Source organism: Paraburkholderia kirstenboschensis (genome assembly GCF_032806925.1).
GTDB classification, from domain to species: Bacteria; Pseudomonadota; Gammaproteobacteria; order Burkholderiales; family Burkholderiaceae; genus Paraburkholderia; species Paraburkholderia kirstenboschensis.
This window is the reverse complement of the sequence record NZ_CP136513.1, coordinates 2,726,090-2,740,660: the sequence shown is the minus strand read 5'-3', so window position 1 is coordinate 2,740,660 and position 14,571 is coordinate 2,726,090. Positions and strand designations below refer to the sequence as shown.

Sequence of the window (14,571 nt, the reverse complement as noted above, 5' to 3'; positions counted from 1 at the left end):
TTGCGTATCCCGCCACGCCGCGAACGCCGAAACCCAGCACGGACGGGGCTTTGACGTTGGTTTTTGCCAACGCTCAGCGCGTCTTTTTCGCCGCCCGGGGAGCCGCGCGCGGGCGGTAACGTTCGACCCGCTCGTTGCGGGCGTCACTTTGCGTCACGCATGACCGATCCGCTAATCCCGGCCGTCCTCTCGTTCCGAGACAACGGCACGCCCTTTTCGCCCCTCTACGACGATATCTATCACAGCGCCGTCGGCGGTCTGGAGCAGGCCGACCATGTATTTCTGCGCGGAAATGCGCTGCCCGAACGCTGGCAAGGTCGGCGCATTTTCACCGTACTGGAAACCGGCTTTGGCATGGGCATCAACTTCCTGATGACCTGGGCCGCCTGGCGTGCGGATCCGTCGCGTAGCGAGCGACTCCATTTCGTTTCCACCGAAAAACACCCGTTCACGCTCGCCGATCTGCGCCGGGCCTACGCCGCGACCATCGGCGATCCCGTGATAGCAGCGCTCGCGCAAACGCTCACAGACGAATGGCCAATGCTCGTCCCCGGCACGCATCGGCTGGAGTTCGAGGACGGACGCGTGGTCCTCACACTGGTTTTCGGCGACGCCCAGCACAGCTTGCCGACCCTGCGCCTGCGCGCCGACGCGTTCTACCTGGACGGCTTCGCGCCAGCGAAAAACCCCGAACTGTGGACGCCCGCCATCTTCAAGTCGCTGGCGAGGGTCGCGGGCGAGGGCGCGACTTTCGCGACCTACAGCAGCGCCGGCCACATCAAGCGCGCGCTGACCCAGTGCGGCTTCGAGTATCGCAAGGTCGACGGCTTCGGCTGGAAGCGGGCAATGCTGGTCGGCCATTTCGCGCCGCGTTGGCGCGTTCGCCGTCATGAACCGCCGTCACCGATCGGACCGTTCGCGCCCGACGAGCGGCATGCGGTCGTGATCGGCGCCGGTCTGGCGGGATGCTCGATGATCGAGCGGCTGGCCGCTCGCGGCTGGCGCGTTACGTCGCTGGAGCGGCACGCGTCGGTTGCGCAAGACGCGTCGGGCAATCCGGCCGGCGTGTTCCATCCAATGATTTCCCGCGACGACAGCGTCGCCTCGCGCGTCACGCGCGCCGGCTTTCTGTATGCGCTCAGGCGCTGGGCCGCACTGGAACGGCTCGGTCACGCGCCGTCACGCGGCGCGCCTGGCTTGCTACAGATCGCCGAAAACGACGACGAAGCGCGCTCCATGAGCGAAGCCATCGCGGCGTTGGGCTACCCGCCGGAGTTCGTGACGCCGGTTTCCGCCGCGCATGCGCAAAAGCTCGCCGGCATGCCGCTCGCCCGGGGCGGCTGGCTGTTTCCGCACGGGGGCTGGATCGACCCGGCATCGCTTTGTGCCGCGCAGTGCGCCGCGGCGGGCGATCTGCTCGAACGGCGCTTTGGCGTGGACGTCGGGCGCGTCGTGCGTTCGGGCAGCCAATGGACCGTGTTCGATACGACCGGCGAAGAGCTCGTGCGCGCGCCGGTCGTGATCGTCGCGAGCGCCCACGATGCGGCGCGCATCGCCGGGTTGCAGCATACGCCGACTCGCAGCATACGCGGCCAGCTTACTTTGCTGCCGGCGGGCACGGCGCCCTCGCTCGGGTTGTCGGTGATCGGCGAAGGCTATGCGATACCGCTACCCAACGGCGTCACGCTGACCGGGGCCACTTACGAACTCGACGACGCCGATACGTCGCTTCGGCCCGGCGGTCATCTGGAAAATATCGAGCGCGTTGCGCAGATGTTGCCCGCGTTTGCAGGTGCTGCCGCTAATGCCGATCCAGCAGCGCTGGCCGGCCGTGTGGCATTCCGCTGCGTGACGAGCGACCGCATGCCGATGATCGGCAATGTCGCCGACGAAGCGCTCGCCACGCGCGACGCCGACCGCCTGCGCGGCGCCTGGCCGCTCGACTTGCCGCGCACAGAGGGCTTGTACAGCGCGTTTGCTTATGGCTCGCGTGGTCTGGTCTGGGCCGCACTTGGCGCGGAGCTGATTGCCTCGCAGATAGAAGGCGAGCCTTGGCCGCTGGAACGCGATCTCGCCGAAGACATCGACCCTGCGCGCTTTCTGTTGCGCGCGCTGCGGCAGGGAAGCATCGCCGGTTAACGGTCGTCTGCGTGCGGCCCGGTTATCCACCGCGAATTGTGGATAACCGCATTGTTTACCCGCGCAACTCGTGTGGAACCGTTGTGGATGTAAACGGGGTAACTCGACCGCCGTCGAAATCCGCGAAAAGTTACCCTCGTATACGAGTCGCAATCTCACACGCAGTGCTTCCGGTTATGAAGTTTGCAAAGCGCTGATTCGCTTCGGTAAACAAGGGTTATCCACAGAATCCGGGGCAGCTTGTTAACTGTTACTACGTATACATACAGTAAACACGTAAACAGCAAGGCCCGAGCTGGTTCCCGCGTTGACGCTCGCATCGAACCATCTTGAAGCCGCATGCGACGATGTCTAATCACTGTCCTGAAAAACACATGCGGACGGCGCAAACTCCATCGATGAGCGTCGCAACAACGCCGGCGATGGTCCTAAGCCCGCACGAAAAACGGTCGGTTTTTCCACACGTCGGCAAGATAAAGTATGTTTTTACCGTTTTGCCTGCATGTTGGCGTCTTTTCGGTTGAAGCTGAAAAAGCTATGGCACAATCGCCGTTCTTTTCCGCGTGGTGCCTGCTCCCGCAGTACCCGCTGCAACGGAACGGTGCCGTTCAATCAGACTCTGATTCAACGTCGACGGCGTTCTTTCACCGTGCCGTGCTGGTTGCTACGGCCGCACCCCTGAATGCGCCGGCTCCCTGCGACTGCGGCGCGTTCGAATCATCTGCTCGTTGAAAACTCGCAACGCGGATCACGCGAATCGTTTGCGAAAGTGAGCGCCTTGTGCGCGCACCCGCTTGCCGGTGTTCGCGCCGGTTTGCGCCGGTTCGTGTTATCCGCCGTTGCTGCAAAGGAGAACCCATAACGATGAATTCGGCGTTTTCATTTTTCCCCGCCTGGCCGCTCGCACCCGACGCCATCTTTTGGGCGGGCCTCGCATTGCTTGCCGCGGGTTTATGCGGTGAGCTTTGTTATCGCGCGTGGCGCTTGCCGCGTATTTCCGGCTATGCGGTCATCGGTCTGATTGCCGGCGCGGCCGGGTCCGGCGTGATCGACGCCGAATCGGCCAAGGCCGCGCGGCCGTTACTCGACGTAGCGCTCGGTTTGCTGCTGTTCGAACTGGGTAGCCGGCTCGATTTGCGCTGGATCCGCCGTAACCCGTGGCTCGTCATGTCGAGCGTCGCCGAAGCGACGCTGACTTTCGCGCTGGTTTTGCCGGTGCTGCTGTTTCTGAACGTGCCGCTAATGGTCGCGACAGTGCTCGCCGCGATCGCCATGGCGACGTCGCCTGCAATGGTGATCCAGCTAAAAACCGAGCTGCGCGCGGAAGGCCAGGTCACGCAGCGTCTGCTGACTCTCACTGCGTTGAACAGCATGTATGCGGTGGTAATCGAAAAACTGGTGTCGAGCTGGTTGCATCAGGAAGCGTACGGCAACGTCTTTGCGACGATCCTCCAGCCGCTTTATCTGCTCGCCGGCTCGCTGGTGCTTGCGTATCTGCTCGCGCGCACCTGTACGTTCTTTTATCGCCGGATGAACATGCAGGACGAGCATTCATTCGTCGCGCTGTTCGGCCTCGTGCTGCTCGCGATCGCGGTCGCGCATCTGTTCAAGCTGTCGACGATTCTTGCGCTGCTTGCCGCCGGCATTATCGTGAAAAATCTGGAAGCGCGGCCGCAATTGTGGCCTCAGCATTTCGGCACCGCAGGGTGGCTACTCACTGTGATTCTGTTCGTGCTGACGCTCACGTCGTTCGAGTGGAAAGACATTGCGCTCGGCGGTGTCGCGGCGCTGGGCCTGATTGTTGCGCGTCTCGTCGCGAAACTGGTCGGCGTGCTCGCCTTTGCGAAGCCGAGCGGTCTGAACTGGAAGCAGGGCATGGCGCTCGGTCTGTCGCTGTCGCCGATGTCGGCACTGGCCTATCTGCTGGTCGACGACACGTACAACCTTTATCCGAACTTCGATCCGCAACTCCGGGCGATTGTCATGTGTTCGATCGTCGTGCTGCAGATCCTCGGGCCGTGGCTCGTATACCGCAGCCTTGCGCTGGTCGCCGAACGGCGCGAAGAGTAAGCGTTTCGCGTTTCCGGCCGCGCATTAATCCACATATTCGCTAAAAAACGGCTGGGCACCTGACAACTGCCCGGCCGACCTCACTCAGGGGACGCTATGTCACTCGAACCCTTCATCGATTCGAAGCCGTTCACTTTCGGTGTCGAACTCGAGATGCAGATCGTCAATACGCATGACTATGATCTGACCAAAGCCGGCTCGGATCTGCTGCGCCTCGTCAAGGATCAGAAGATCCCCGGCAACATCACGCCGGAAATCACCGAGAGCATGATCGAGCTGTCCACCGGCATTTGCACGAACCACGAACAGGCGCTCGCCGATCTGCGCAAGATCCGCGACACGCTCGTTTCGGCAGCCGATCATCTGAACGTCGGGCTATGCGGCGGTGGCACGCACGCTTTCCAGCAATGGAGCGAGCGGCAGATCGTGGATACACCGCGCTTTCAGTATCTTTCGGAGTTGTACGGCTATCTGGCCAAGCAGTTCACGGTGTTCGGCCAGCATGTGCACATTGGCTGTCCCGATCCGGACAGCGCGCTGTACCTTCTGCATTCGATGTCACGCTTCATCCCGCACTTCATTGCGTTGTCCGCATCGTCGCCGTTCGTGCAGGGCGTGGACACTGGTTTTCATTCGGCACGCCTGAATTCCGTATTCGCGTTTCCGCTCTCGGGCCGCGCGCCGTTCGTGCTGACGTGGGACAGTTTCGAGGAATATTTCTCGAAGATGGTCCACACCGGTGTCGTCAACAGCATGAAGGATTTCTACTGGGACATCCGGCCGAAGCCCGGCTTCGGCACCATCGAAGTACGCGTGATGGATACGCCGCTGTCGGTGGACCGGGCGGCGGCAATTGCGTGCTACATCCAGACGCTCGCGCGCCATCTGTTGCTCGACAAGCCGATCACACCGCACGAAGACGATTACCTCGTCTACACATTCAACCGTTTCGAGGCATGCCGCTTCGGACTTGCGGGGACTTGCATCAATCCGCAGACCGGCGAACGCAAGACGATCACCGAAGATATTCTGGAAACGCTCGATCTGATCGCACCGCACGCAGAGGCGTTGGGCTCGGGCCATGCGCTGGCCGAGATCGGCACGATTGCGCGCGGTCAGGTCAACGACGCGACGTGGCTCAGGGGCGTGGTCGAACAGGAAAAGTCGCTGCATGAGGCTGTCCGGCAGCAGTGTCTGAAGTGGCGCGCATGACGAGCGCGGCGCCTGCTTCGTATTCAACCGTAAGAAACCCGCCGTCGGCGGGTTTTTTTTCGTAATTAAAATTTTCCAGTTCGGGGCCCTTAAGGTTTTTCAAATAAGTACGTATACATACGTAGTAGTAGTTAACAAGCATTGCCCTCGACTGTGGACAACTGAATAATTCCCTGCAAAGTCAAGGCGCTGCGTGAACCATAAGTAGGCCGTTGAGCGGTGCGTGGGCGGCGGTAAACGAGGACAACTTACGACCGGCAGGCGTGCAGCAGATGCTTATCAAGAATCGGCGCACATGTCTTCCCCGGTGTTGTCCCATGGTTATCCACAAGTTGCATTGGATAACTTAGCTGTACGATTCGCCGCTCTCGCATAGAATGTCGTCTTAACTGCTTTGGCTTTCAAAGCGGTGAATTTTTGAGATAGTCGAATCCGTCTCGTCCTGTTTTGGGCGGGGCTACCCCACACAGGCTACGGGCGTTCCCGGCAAGTAAGGCCGGCACCGCACAAAAGCTGTAAATAAACCAATCGAAGATTATGAGCGAAGGCGTATACGGAGAACAGGCAACCGGGCGAGTCACCCACAGCCTCTTGCGACTGAGCACGGCCATGCGAAGCCAGGCTTGGGAGTGGGCGGAAGGCGCGGGTCTCACACCCACGCAGGGCGAAATCCTGGTGCTGTTGATGCAGCGAAAGGGCCCGATGCGGCTCGGAGAAATCGCGCGTGAAACGGCATTGACCGCCGCTACCACGAGCGACGCCGTCAGCACGCTTGAAACCAAGGGGCTTGTCGAAAAGCGCCGTGCACTCGACGACGGTCGCGCGCTCGCCGTCCGCCTGACCGCTCGTGGGCGCACGGCCGCCAAGCGCGCCGCGCAATGGCCAGACTTTCTGGCCAAGGCAGTCGGTACTTTGCGCGACGACGAGCAGGCCATGTTCTACCGCACGCTGCTCAAGACGGTTCATCAACTGGAAGCGCAGGGCCACATTCCGCCGCACCGCATGTGCCTGAGCTGCACGCATTTCGAGCCCAGCAAGAATCCGAAGAAGACGCCGCATCATTGCGCGCTGCTCGACCTGAACATGGCGGATACGGACCTGCGTCTTGATTGCGCGGTGCATGAAACCGCTGACGCCGCTACGCAGAAGAAGACCTGGAAGATCTTCGCCCAATAACGCGGCTGCTTTCCTGACAATCCGCTACACTGCAAAGCCGGCTCCGGCAGGCGGCCTTGGCCGCCTGCCATCCGTTGGGCGCCGCGTAGCGGCAGGTCTCCAGTCAACCTGAAGGTGACAGGCTGATGAATCAGGAAGTTCTGGCCATTCGCCACGTGCACTTCGAAGATCTGGGCAGTCTGGAACTGGTGCTCGGCGAGCGTGGACGTCCGGTCCGTTATCTCGACGTCGGCTTTGCGCGCATCGAAGCGCCGAATCCCGTTTCGCCATCGTTGATGGTGGTGCTCGGCGGCCCGATCAGCGCCACCGACGACGCGCTTTATCCCACCCTCGTGCCGCTGCTCTCGATGATCGAAAGACGCATCGAGGCGGGGCTACCTACACTCGGCATCTGTCTCGGCGCGCAATTGATCGCGCGTGCGCTCGGGGCGCGGGTCTATCCCGCGAGCCATGCGGAGCTCGGCTGGGAGCCGCTCACGCTTACCGATGCCGGGCGAGCATCGCCGGTGCGTCATCTCGATGGCGCGCAGACATCCATGCTGCATTGGCATGGCGACACCTTCGATCTGCCCGCCAACGCCACGCGTCTTGCATCCACGAGCGCGTGCGAAAACCAGGCGTTCACATGGGGCGACCATGTGCTCGCATTGCAATGTCATCCCGAGATTCGCGCCGACCGCTTCGAGCCGTGGTTGATCGGCAATGCCGGCGAACTCGTAGGCCACGGAATCGACGCACGCCGGTTGCGCGCCGAGACCGCGCAATTCGGTCCGGCTCTCGAAGCTGCCGCTTGCCGCATGTTCGGCGAATGGCTGGATCAGGTGGAACCCAAGCCCTGAGCGCGAGCAGGTCGGCGAGACTGAAGTTAGCGTCGCGTTGCGAGGTCAAGGCGGCGGCTTGAGCGTCCAGTCTGTCTGCCCGCTTGAACGCGACCGGCAGTCAGAACGCCGACTCTTATCGACACTGCGCTGCCTGCAGCAAACGAACTGCGGTGCTATGCTCGTTCGCTCTTGGGTTTTAACTGGGCGGTGATCCATGAGCGCGCTATTTTCTCCACTCACGCTGCGTAGCGTGACGCTTCCGAATCGCATCGTCGTGTCGCCGATGTGCCAGTATTCCGCCGAGCGCGGCGAGGCAACCGCGTGGCACATGATCCACCTTGGCAGTCTTGCGTTATCCGGTGCCGGCATGTTGTGCATCGAAGCGACAGCCGTCGAGCCCGACGGCCGCATTACCCCAGCGGACCTTGGTTTATGGGACGACGCCACCGAGGCTGCGCTCAAGCCGGTGCTCGCCGCAATCCGCAAGCATTCGCATATCAACGTGACGATGCAGCTCTCGCATGCTGGGCGCAAGGCGTCGAGCCAGGCGCCGTGGGAAGGCGGTCAGCTGATTCCCGTATCGCAAGGCGGCTGGTTGCCGCACGCACCTTCGGCATTGCCGCACAAGGCGGGTGAAGAGCCGCCGTTGGCGCTCGACACGCCGGGGCTGAACCGCATTCGCGAAGCCTTCGCGGCATCGGCCCGCCGCGCGGCGCGCCTCGGTATCGATGCATTGGAAGTGCATGCCGCTCACGGCTACCTGTTGCATCAATTTCTGTCGCCGCTCGCGAACCAGCGCGACGACTACGGCGGCTCGCTCGAAAACCGCATGCGCTTTCCGCTCGAGATCTTCGACATCGTGCGCGCATCGTTTCCCGCCGACAAACCGGTCGGCGTGCGCGTGTCCGCGACGGATTGGGTCGAAGGCGGCTGGTCGCTTGAAGATACCATCGTGTTCGCGCAGGAGTTGAAAAAGCGCGGTTGCGACTGGATCGACGTATCGTCCGGGGGCGTGTCGCCGTTGCAGAAGATTCCGCTTGAACCCGGCTATCAGATTCCGTTCGCGAAGGCCGTCAAAAAAGCGACGGGTCTCACGACCATCGGCGTCGGACTCATCACAGATCCGCTTCATGCCGAGCAACTGATCGAACAGGGCGACGCCGATCTGATCGCGCTGGCCCGTGCGCTGCTGTATAACCCGCGCTGGCCGTGGCACGCCGCGGCACAACTTGGTGCGACGGTCGAAGCACCTCCGCAGTACTGGCGTTCACAACCGCGCGAGCAAAAGGCGCTGTTTGGCGAGATTTCGTTTGGACAAAGATGAAGCCACCAATTGGCATGATGCGGCCACACGTTTTTGACGGTTGAACGAAGCCGTCTTCAGCGTGTAGGATGCCGGATGTGGCGCATGAGCGTCGCAGGTCGACGCGGCGCTCGCAGGGCGCCGCGTTTGCTATCAGCGCCAGAAAAAATCAGCGCGTCAGACGCGGGCGTTTCCGACGGCTGCCGGACTTCATCCCCAGTTCTTCACAAGGATTCATTCAATGAGTTCACGCAGGATCGCCGTGCGTCGTTCAGGTGTGCACGGCAAAGGCGTGTTTGCGCTCGAACCGATTGCGGCCGGCGAGCGTCTAATCGAATACAAGGGCGAGCGGATTTCCTGGAAAGAAGCGTTGCGCCGTCATCCGCATAATCCTGACGAACCGAACCACACGTTCTATTTCGCGCTCGACAGCGGCAAGGTGATCGACGGCAAGGTAAAGGGCAACAGCGCGCGCTGGATCAACCACTCGTGCGCGCCGAACTGCGAAGCCGAAGAGATCGACGGTCACGTGTATGTGCACGCGCTGCGCGACATCGCTGAGGGCGAGGAAATTTTCTACGATTACGGCCTCGTGATCGACGCGCGTCAGACCAGGAAGCTCAAGAAGGAATACGAATGCCGCTGCGGCTCGCGCAAGTGCCGCGGCACAATGCTGGCGCCGCCCGAGAAAGAGAAGGGCGCGGCCAAAACCGCGAAGCCGGCTAAATCGGCTAAATCAACGAAGGTGGCTAAGAAGGCCAAGAAGAAGTAGCGCGAGTTGCCCGGTTCGTCATGCGAATGACGGCGAGGCAACCCGTTCAAGAGACACTGCTACAGATCGACCGGCGCCGAATGCGCCGGTTTTTTTTCGTGGCGCTGTATGTCGTCTTTCTGCCCGGACGGAACGGCGGTATGCACGAGCGGAATACGCACGATGAAACGCGCCCCGCCTTCCAATGCGTCTTCGTAATGCACGCTGCCGTGATGTAACGCCATGATGTCGTGAACGATCGCGAGGCCGAGACCGGCGCCGCCATCCACACCGTTATCGCTCTGGCCGTCGCCGCGGAAAAACCGCTTGAACAGATCGGCTTGCTGCGTGTGGGGCACGCCCGCTCCATTGTCTTCCACGACGATTTCCGCCATGCGGACGTCGTCAATCACAGTTTGCGAGACAGTGACCGTGATGCGGCCGCCGTCGAACCGCGACGGCGGCACATACTTCAGCGCGTTATCCAGCAGGTTCGCGATTACTTCATGAAGCAGAACCGGATTGCCGCGCGCGATCAACGGATGATCGTTGGTCGGGTCGTCGAGCCGCTGAAAACCCAGGTCGATGTGCGAGGTCAATGCGCGTGGCACCCATTCCGCGCCGGTGTCGAACGCGAGCGCGGCCATATCCACATTCACGAAGCGTGCAGCCTGCTCGGCCGGTTCGGCGCGCGCAAGAGACAGCAGCTGATTCGACAGACGCACCGCGCGATCGGCCGCCGCACGCAGTTCGCGCACGGCCGCGAGCGTGTGTTGCGGGTCGCGGGCGGTGGCCGCCTGCTCCGCATGCAACTTGACGGCGGTGAGCGGCGTGCGCAACTGATGCGCGGCATCGGCGATAAATTTGCGTTGTCCGTCGAGCGCGGTTTTCAGACGGCCAAGCAGCGCGTTCACAGCGCCAGTCAGCGGCCGGATTTCGACGGGCACATAGGTTTCGTCCACCGGTTCTAGCGACGTATGAGTTTGCCGGTTCAGCGAGTCCGCGAGATCGGTTAGCGGATTGAGCTGCTGATTGACCACTCGCCATACGATGACCCAGCCGGCGAGCAGCAGCAACAGCAGCGGCATCATGATGGCGACGAGGAATTCGGCTGCGATACGAAAACGGTGATGCACCGGCTGCCCGACTTCGACGACGATCGGGTTGCCGACAGGCTGATCCACCCGTACCTGCGCGACGCGTACGGTCACGCCCTGGTGCTGGGTTTCGAACACATACGCGTAATGCATGCGCCGAACGCTCGTGCCTTGCAGCGGAAGGCTCTTATCGCCGGCGATTTCGGTTTCACCGTTGCTGATGCGATAGACGAGATGCTCGACCGGATCCGAGAACATGGCCTGCGCGAGCGGCGGCACGGTGATAGGCGCTTCGGGGCCCGAGATCTGGATCTGCTTGGAGATGGCGGTCGCGAGGTCGGCGAGCGAACGGTCGACCACGTGCTGCGTGTACTGCCACGCGAGCCAGTAGGCGATCAGGCCGCTCATGAGCGCGAGCAGCGAAAGAGGAGCAGCTAGGCGCCGCAGCAGCGTGCGGCGCAGACTATTGGCGGCCGGCTGGGGCATGATCGAACGCGCGGGAAAAGGGCAGGCGCAAGGCGCCGTGAAGTTTCGCCGGATGCCGGCGAATCGCGCAAGCAGTGCGCTGCGCCGGCCCGGCGCCGTCGGGCCGCAAGTGAATTGCGGCCTTCACGACGATTATGCGGCCTGGCGGATTTCCTGCAACAGATAACCGAAGCCGCGCACCGTGACGATTTCGACACGGCAGTTCTCGAGCTTTTTGCGCACACGGTGCACGTAGACCTCGATTGCGGTGTCGCCAAGATCGCCGCCGAAATGCGTAAGGTGGTCTTGCAGTTGCGCTTTGCTGACCACGCGGCCGTGGCGCAGCAGCAGCATTTCGAGCACGGCGAATTCGCGCGGCGACAGTTCGAGCGGCTTGTCGTCGTTGAAAATGCGGCGATCGACGCCCGACAAACGCACGCCGCCCAGCGACACTTCCGGACGCGGCATGTCGCCGTGCGGTCCGCTGCGGCGCATCACCGCGCGAATGCGCGCTTCGAGTTCGGTGGGCTCGAACGGCTTCAACATGTAGTCGTCGGCACCGGAATTCAGGCCTTGCACACGGTCGTTCAGTTCGTCACGCGCGGTGAGAATGATCACCGGAGTGTGGCGATTGCTCTGACGGAAGCGCGAGAGCAGCGTCATACCGTCGATGCCCGGCAAGCCGAGGTCGAGAATCACCAGTTCGTGCCGATTTTGCGTGAGGGCCTGTTCGGCGAAAATGCCGTCGTGGACCATGTCGACGGTGAAGCCGGCTTGTTCGAGACTGCTTTGGATGCCGCGCGCGATGGGACGGTCATCTTCGATCAGAAGGAGTCGCATGGATTTCGCTCTAGTACAATGGGTTTAGGCGTTTGGGCAAGCGGTTCGCCGGGGCGCCTGCTACACAGTCCTGCTTCACAGACCGCGTGTGGTGTGCCTGTGCCAACTGCCGTAACCGGCCACGAAGCAGTCATCGAGCAGCCTGCTGGCGCACACCGGTAGTCGAAGCCATGTCCGAGATAAGCATTCACGAACTGGAAGCCGCGATCAACTTCTGGCGCGCCCGCTCACCTTCGAGCGGAGACGAACTCGTTCTGTGCAAGGAGGCAAGCGCGCTCTCCAAGCCGTATGCGCTCCTGATTGTACAGCGTCAGAACACGCTAACGCGCGATGCTTTGGACGCCTTTGCGCAGCAAGCGTGGGATTCTTACGTGCGCCTTAAGAATAGCCTGTAGAACTGAAGGTTTGAGTCCCGCGTTGCCTGCAAATTCCTTTCAATACGACGAATTCTTTAACAAGCGGTAATACAGTCGATGAAACACCCTACATGCTAGAACTCGATCACTTCGACCTCGCACTTCTCGACGTACTGCAGCGCTTCGGGCGCGCAACGCATCAGCAACTGGCGGAACAGGTGCCGCTGTCGCCGTCGCAAATCGGACGGCGATTGCAACGGCTGGAACAGGTCGGCGTGGTGGACGGTTATCGCGTGGTGCTGCGGCCCGAGAAGCTGGGTCTTGGCGTGACGGCTTTTACGAGCCTGAAGCTCAAGCATCATGGCGATTCGATCATCGAGCAATTCCAGCAACAGATCGACACCTTGCCCGAAGTGCTGGAATGCCATGCGGTGGTAGGCGACGCCGACTATTTGCTGCGCATCGTCGCGCCCGACTTGAACTACCTGTCCACCTTCGTGATGAAGAAGCTGATGCGCGTGCCGGGCGTCGATAGCGTGCGCTCGAACATCGTACTCACCACGTTCAAGCGCAACGGGCCGTTGCCGCTTGGCCATCTGTCGCCGGGAACGGCCGCCGCCTGACGCGCGCATTGGCCGCGCGTGGCTTATGCCAACTGCTTCGGCTCGCTGTCCGGGCTCAGCAAATCGACGTAGGCGACCGCCACCAGATCCGATTCCGGCACGCCGAGGCTCGCGAACATCGCGTGCGCTTCGGCCTGACCGTCTTCTTCATTGTCGTCTTGCGCGAGCACCACTTCGAGTTCCACGAAATCGCCGAGACCGTCGACGCGATCCAGATGAATGCGCGTGCGCCCCGCCAGATACACATGCCGTTCCTTGGTCACGATGCCGCGCGTTGTCAGCGCCGTGGCAAGCAGCGCGTGCATGGCTTCGGGGTTCGTAACAGGACTGCGTGTGTAATACGACGCCTTGGGCCCGTCGCGGTCGTCACGCTGATAGAAGATCAGTTCGGCGGGCGTGCCGTCGTCGAACTGGCGCAGCTTGAGGCGCCCGCGCGGCACGTCGTAGAAAAAATCCTGCTGACGGAAGATCAAAGGCGTGTCGGGCGCGAGCTGCGCCGCGCGTTCGCGCAGTTGCTCGAAATGCTGCGCGCGGGCTTTAATTTCGATGTTGCGTGCCATGTCAGGCTCCTGTCGAAGAATTGAGTGGTGGGCGGCTTGCGGTGTGCCCGGCGCTAAGCTGCCAGGAAGGACAGAGTCGGTTGGAACGCAAAGCGGTGAGGGCGGGCGCCACCGGCGTGCGCGCATGAGAGAACCGTCAATCTAACAAAAAACTGCGTGACGCCGCGGTTTAAGCCCGCCAAGATCCGGCGGAAATCGCGCGACGGCTGTCATGAGGACCGCTCATATCGCAGCCGCATATCGTGCTCAGGCGGTCCATTGCAGTTCGATCAGCTTGAGCGCGGCGGCTATCGCAGGCTCGTCCTTGCGTTCGGCAAGTGTGATGAAGCTCAGTTGCGTCGGTACGGTAATGCCTTCGACGATGGTCAACGCGTGCGCGTGAGCCTCGGCAATCGCGATTGCATCGCGCGCGAGCGTCAGGCCCACGCCGGATTTGACGAGATCCAGCATCGACGGCTCCTGATCCACTTCCGCGACCTTCACCGGCTTCACGCCGGCCTCCCCGAAAGCGCGGGACAGCAGGCGGTTATGCGCTGAAGCGGGCGGCGTCCAGATCCACGGAAATACGGCAAGCGAGCGCCAGTCGCGCGCGCCTTTCACGCGGTCTTTCCAGCCGGCAGGCGCAAGCACGCGATACTGGAACTGCGTGAGCGTCAGTGTGTGGAAGGCAGGGCCGTCGCGCGTGTCGTCCTCGGAGGGCACGCCAATGTAGTAGCCGACATCCAGTTCGCCTGCGCGGACCTGGTCGAGCACCCAGCCCGACATGCCGTGCCGCAAAGCAGTCTCGATGTGCGGCCACGTCTCCACCAGTTGCTTGAGGAAACCGCCGAGGCGCAGGAACTCGGGGTCGAGAATCGTGCCGATGCGCAAGCGTCCGCGCACTTCCTGGCGCAGCGATTGCGCCGCTCGCTGCACGTCGCTCGCCGCGGACAACGCACGTTCGGCATGCGGCAAAAGCGCCTGACCGTCGCGGGTCAGCGACAGTCCGTGGGAGGTGCGCGTGAACAGCGTGACGCCCAGCGTCTCCTGCAAATGCTTGATTTGCAGACTAACGGCCGGCTGGGTCAAATGCAGTTGCACCGCGGCACGCGTGAGGTTGCCCTCGCGTGCAACGGTGACGAACGCGCGTAGCAGAGTCAGATCCATCCACTGATATTA

Annotated in this window: 13 protein-coding genes; 9 read left to right on the top strand and 4 right to left on the bottom strand. The window is 62.0% G+C overall.

The features are described 5' to 3' along the window. Window positions 1-159: 159 nt before the first annotated feature. The 7 genes from mnmC to RW095_RS34940 all read left to right on the top strand — a co-directional run bounded on the left by mnmC (window position 160) and on the right by RW095_RS34940 (window position 9,493). The gene (gene mnmC, locus RW095_RS34970; protein WP_317020349.1) at window positions 160-2,139 is read left to right on the top strand and encodes a bifunctional tRNA (5-methylaminomethyl-2-thiouridine)(34)-methyltransferase MnmD/FAD-dependent 5-carboxymethylaminomethyl-2-thiouridine(34) oxidoreductase MnmC; all 1,980 of its coding nucleotides are present in this window, start codon (window positions 160-162) and stop codon (window positions 2,137-2,139) included. A gap of 864 nt (window positions 2,140-3,003) precedes the next feature. Continuing rightward, window positions 3,004-4,209 (top strand): cation:proton antiporter, encoded by a 1,206-nt coding sequence (locus RW095_RS34965; protein ID WP_020067394.1) that lies wholly within the window; start codon window positions 3,004-3,006, stop codon window positions 4,207-4,209. 96 nt (window positions 4,210-4,305) lie between these two features. Next, window positions 4,306-5,421, top strand: coding sequence for a YbdK family carboxylate-amine ligase (locus RW095_RS34960; RefSeq protein WP_128586400.1), 1,116 nt, complete (start codon window positions 4,306-4,308; stop codon window positions 5,419-5,421). Window positions 5,422-5,958: 537 nt separating this feature from the next. Continuing rightward, window positions 5,959-6,597 carry a MarR family winged helix-turn-helix transcriptional regulator gene (locus tag RW095_RS34955; RefSeq protein WP_027776893.1) on the top strand — a complete coding sequence of 213 codons (639 nt, stop codon included), beginning with the start codon at window positions 5,959-5,961 and terminating at the stop codon, window positions 6,595-6,597. 125 nt (window positions 6,598-6,722) lie between these two features. After that, window positions 6,723-7,436 (top strand): glutamine amidotransferase, encoded by a 714-nt coding sequence (locus RW095_RS34950; protein ID WP_317020348.1) that lies wholly within the window; start codon window positions 6,723-6,725, stop codon window positions 7,434-7,436. Between the two features lie 196 nt (window positions 7,437-7,632). Then, the gene (locus RW095_RS34945; RefSeq protein ID WP_317020347.1) at window positions 7,633-8,742 is read left to right on the top strand and encodes an NADH:flavin oxidoreductase/NADH oxidase; all 1,110 of its coding nucleotides are present in this window, start codon (window positions 7,633-7,635) and stop codon (window positions 8,740-8,742) included. A 220-nt stretch (window positions 8,743-8,962) separates the two neighbouring features. Beyond that, window positions 8,963-9,493, top strand: coding sequence for an SET domain-containing protein (locus RW095_RS34940; RefSeq protein ID WP_317020346.1), 531 nt, complete (start codon window positions 8,963-8,965; stop codon window positions 9,491-9,493). A 59-nt stretch (window positions 9,494-9,552) separates the two neighbouring features. On the opposite strand, the gene RW095_RS34935 is transcribed toward RW095_RS34940, so the two are convergent. Further along, a complete protein-coding gene (locus RW095_RS34935) occupies window positions 9,553-11,055 on the bottom strand; it encodes a sensor histidine kinase (protein WP_317020345.1) in 1,503 nt (500 codons plus the stop codon). Between the two features lie 132 nt (window positions 11,056-11,187). Continuing rightward, on the bottom strand, window positions 11,188-11,874 hold the full coding sequence (locus tag RW095_RS34930) for a response regulator (RefSeq protein ID WP_013590077.1): 687 nt from the start codon (window positions 11,872-11,874) through the stop codon (window positions 11,188-11,190). Between the two features lie 170 nt (window positions 11,875-12,044). Here RW095_RS34930 and RW095_RS34925 point away from each other — a divergent pair, with 170 nt between their 5' ends. Both RW095_RS34925 and RW095_RS34920 read left to right on the top strand, forming a co-directional pair. Next, entirely contained in the window at window positions 12,045-12,269 is a 225-nt protein-coding gene (locus RW095_RS34925) for a DUF3717 domain-containing protein (RefSeq protein ID WP_128584498.1), read from the top strand. A gap of 92 nt (window positions 12,270-12,361) precedes the next feature. Further along, window positions 12,362-12,853, top strand: a complete 492-nt coding sequence (locus RW095_RS34920; protein ID WP_128596053.1) for an Lrp/AsnC family transcriptional regulator — start codon at window positions 12,362-12,364, stop codon at window positions 12,851-12,853. A 23-nt stretch (window positions 12,854-12,876) separates the two neighbouring features. On the opposite strand, the gene RW095_RS34915 is transcribed toward RW095_RS34920, so the two are convergent. Both RW095_RS34915 and RW095_RS34910 read right to left on the bottom strand, forming a co-directional pair. Then, window positions 12,877-13,413, bottom strand: a complete 537-nt coding sequence (locus RW095_RS34915; RefSeq protein ID WP_201702823.1) for a class IV adenylate cyclase — start codon at window positions 13,411-13,413, stop codon at window positions 12,877-12,879. A 246-nt stretch (window positions 13,414-13,659) separates the two neighbouring features. Beyond that, window positions 13,660-14,559: a LysR family transcriptional regulator gene (locus RW095_RS34910; RefSeq protein ID WP_317020344.1), complete on the bottom strand. Its 900-nt coding sequence runs from the start codon at window positions 14,557-14,559 to the stop codon at window positions 13,660-13,662. Between the last annotated feature and the right edge of the window lie 12 nt (window positions 14,560-14,571).

Bases quoted from the DNA above. Each gene is read 5' to 3' on its own strand.
- RW095_RS34950 (WP_317020348.1), top strand. From the start codon at position 6,723: ATGAATCAGGAAGTTCTGGCCATTCGCCACGTGCACTTCGAAGATCTG.
- RW095_RS34965 (WP_020067394.1), top strand. From the start codon at position 3,004: ATGAATTCGGCGTTTTCATTTTTCCCCGCCTGGCCGCTCGCACCCGAC.
- RW095_RS34915 (WP_201702823.1), bottom strand. From the start codon at position 13,413: ATGGCACGCAACATCGAAATTAAAGCCCGCGCGCAGCATTTCGAGCAA.
- RW095_RS34945 (WP_317020347.1), top strand. From the start codon at position 7,633: ATGAGCGCGCTATTTTCTCCACTCACGCTGCGTAGCGTGACGCTTCCG.
- RW095_RS34940 (WP_317020346.1), top strand. From the start codon at position 8,963: ATGAGTTCACGCAGGATCGCCGTGCGTCGTTCAGGTGTGCACGGCAAA.
- RW095_RS34955 (WP_027776893.1), top strand. From the start codon at position 5,959: ATGAGCGAAGGCGTATACGGAGAACAGGCAACCGGGCGAGTCACCCAC.
- RW095_RS34920 (WP_128596053.1), top strand. From the start codon at position 12,362: ATGCTAGAACTCGATCACTTCGACCTCGCACTTCTCGACGTACTGCAG.
- RW095_RS34960 (WP_128586400.1), top strand. From the start codon at position 4,306: ATGTCACTCGAACCCTTCATCGATTCGAAGCCGTTCACTTTCGGTGTC.
- mnmC (WP_317020349.1), top strand. From the start codon at position 160: ATGACCGATCCGCTAATCCCGGCCGTCCTCTCGTTCCGAGACAACGGC.
- RW095_RS34925 (WP_128584498.1), top strand. From the start codon at position 12,045: ATGTCCGAGATAAGCATTCACGAACTGGAAGCCGCGATCAACTTCTGG.
- RW095_RS34930 (WP_013590077.1), bottom strand. From the start codon at position 11,874: ATGCGACTCCTTCTGATCGAAGATGACCGTCCCATCGCGCGCGGCATC.
- RW095_RS34935 (WP_317020345.1), bottom strand. From the start codon at position 11,055: ATGCCCCAGCCGGCCGCCAATAGTCTGCGCCGCACGCTGCTGCGGCGC.
- RW095_RS34910 (WP_317020344.1), bottom strand. From the start codon at position 14,559: ATGGATCTGACTCTGCTACGCGCGTTCGTCACCGTTGCACGCGAGGGC.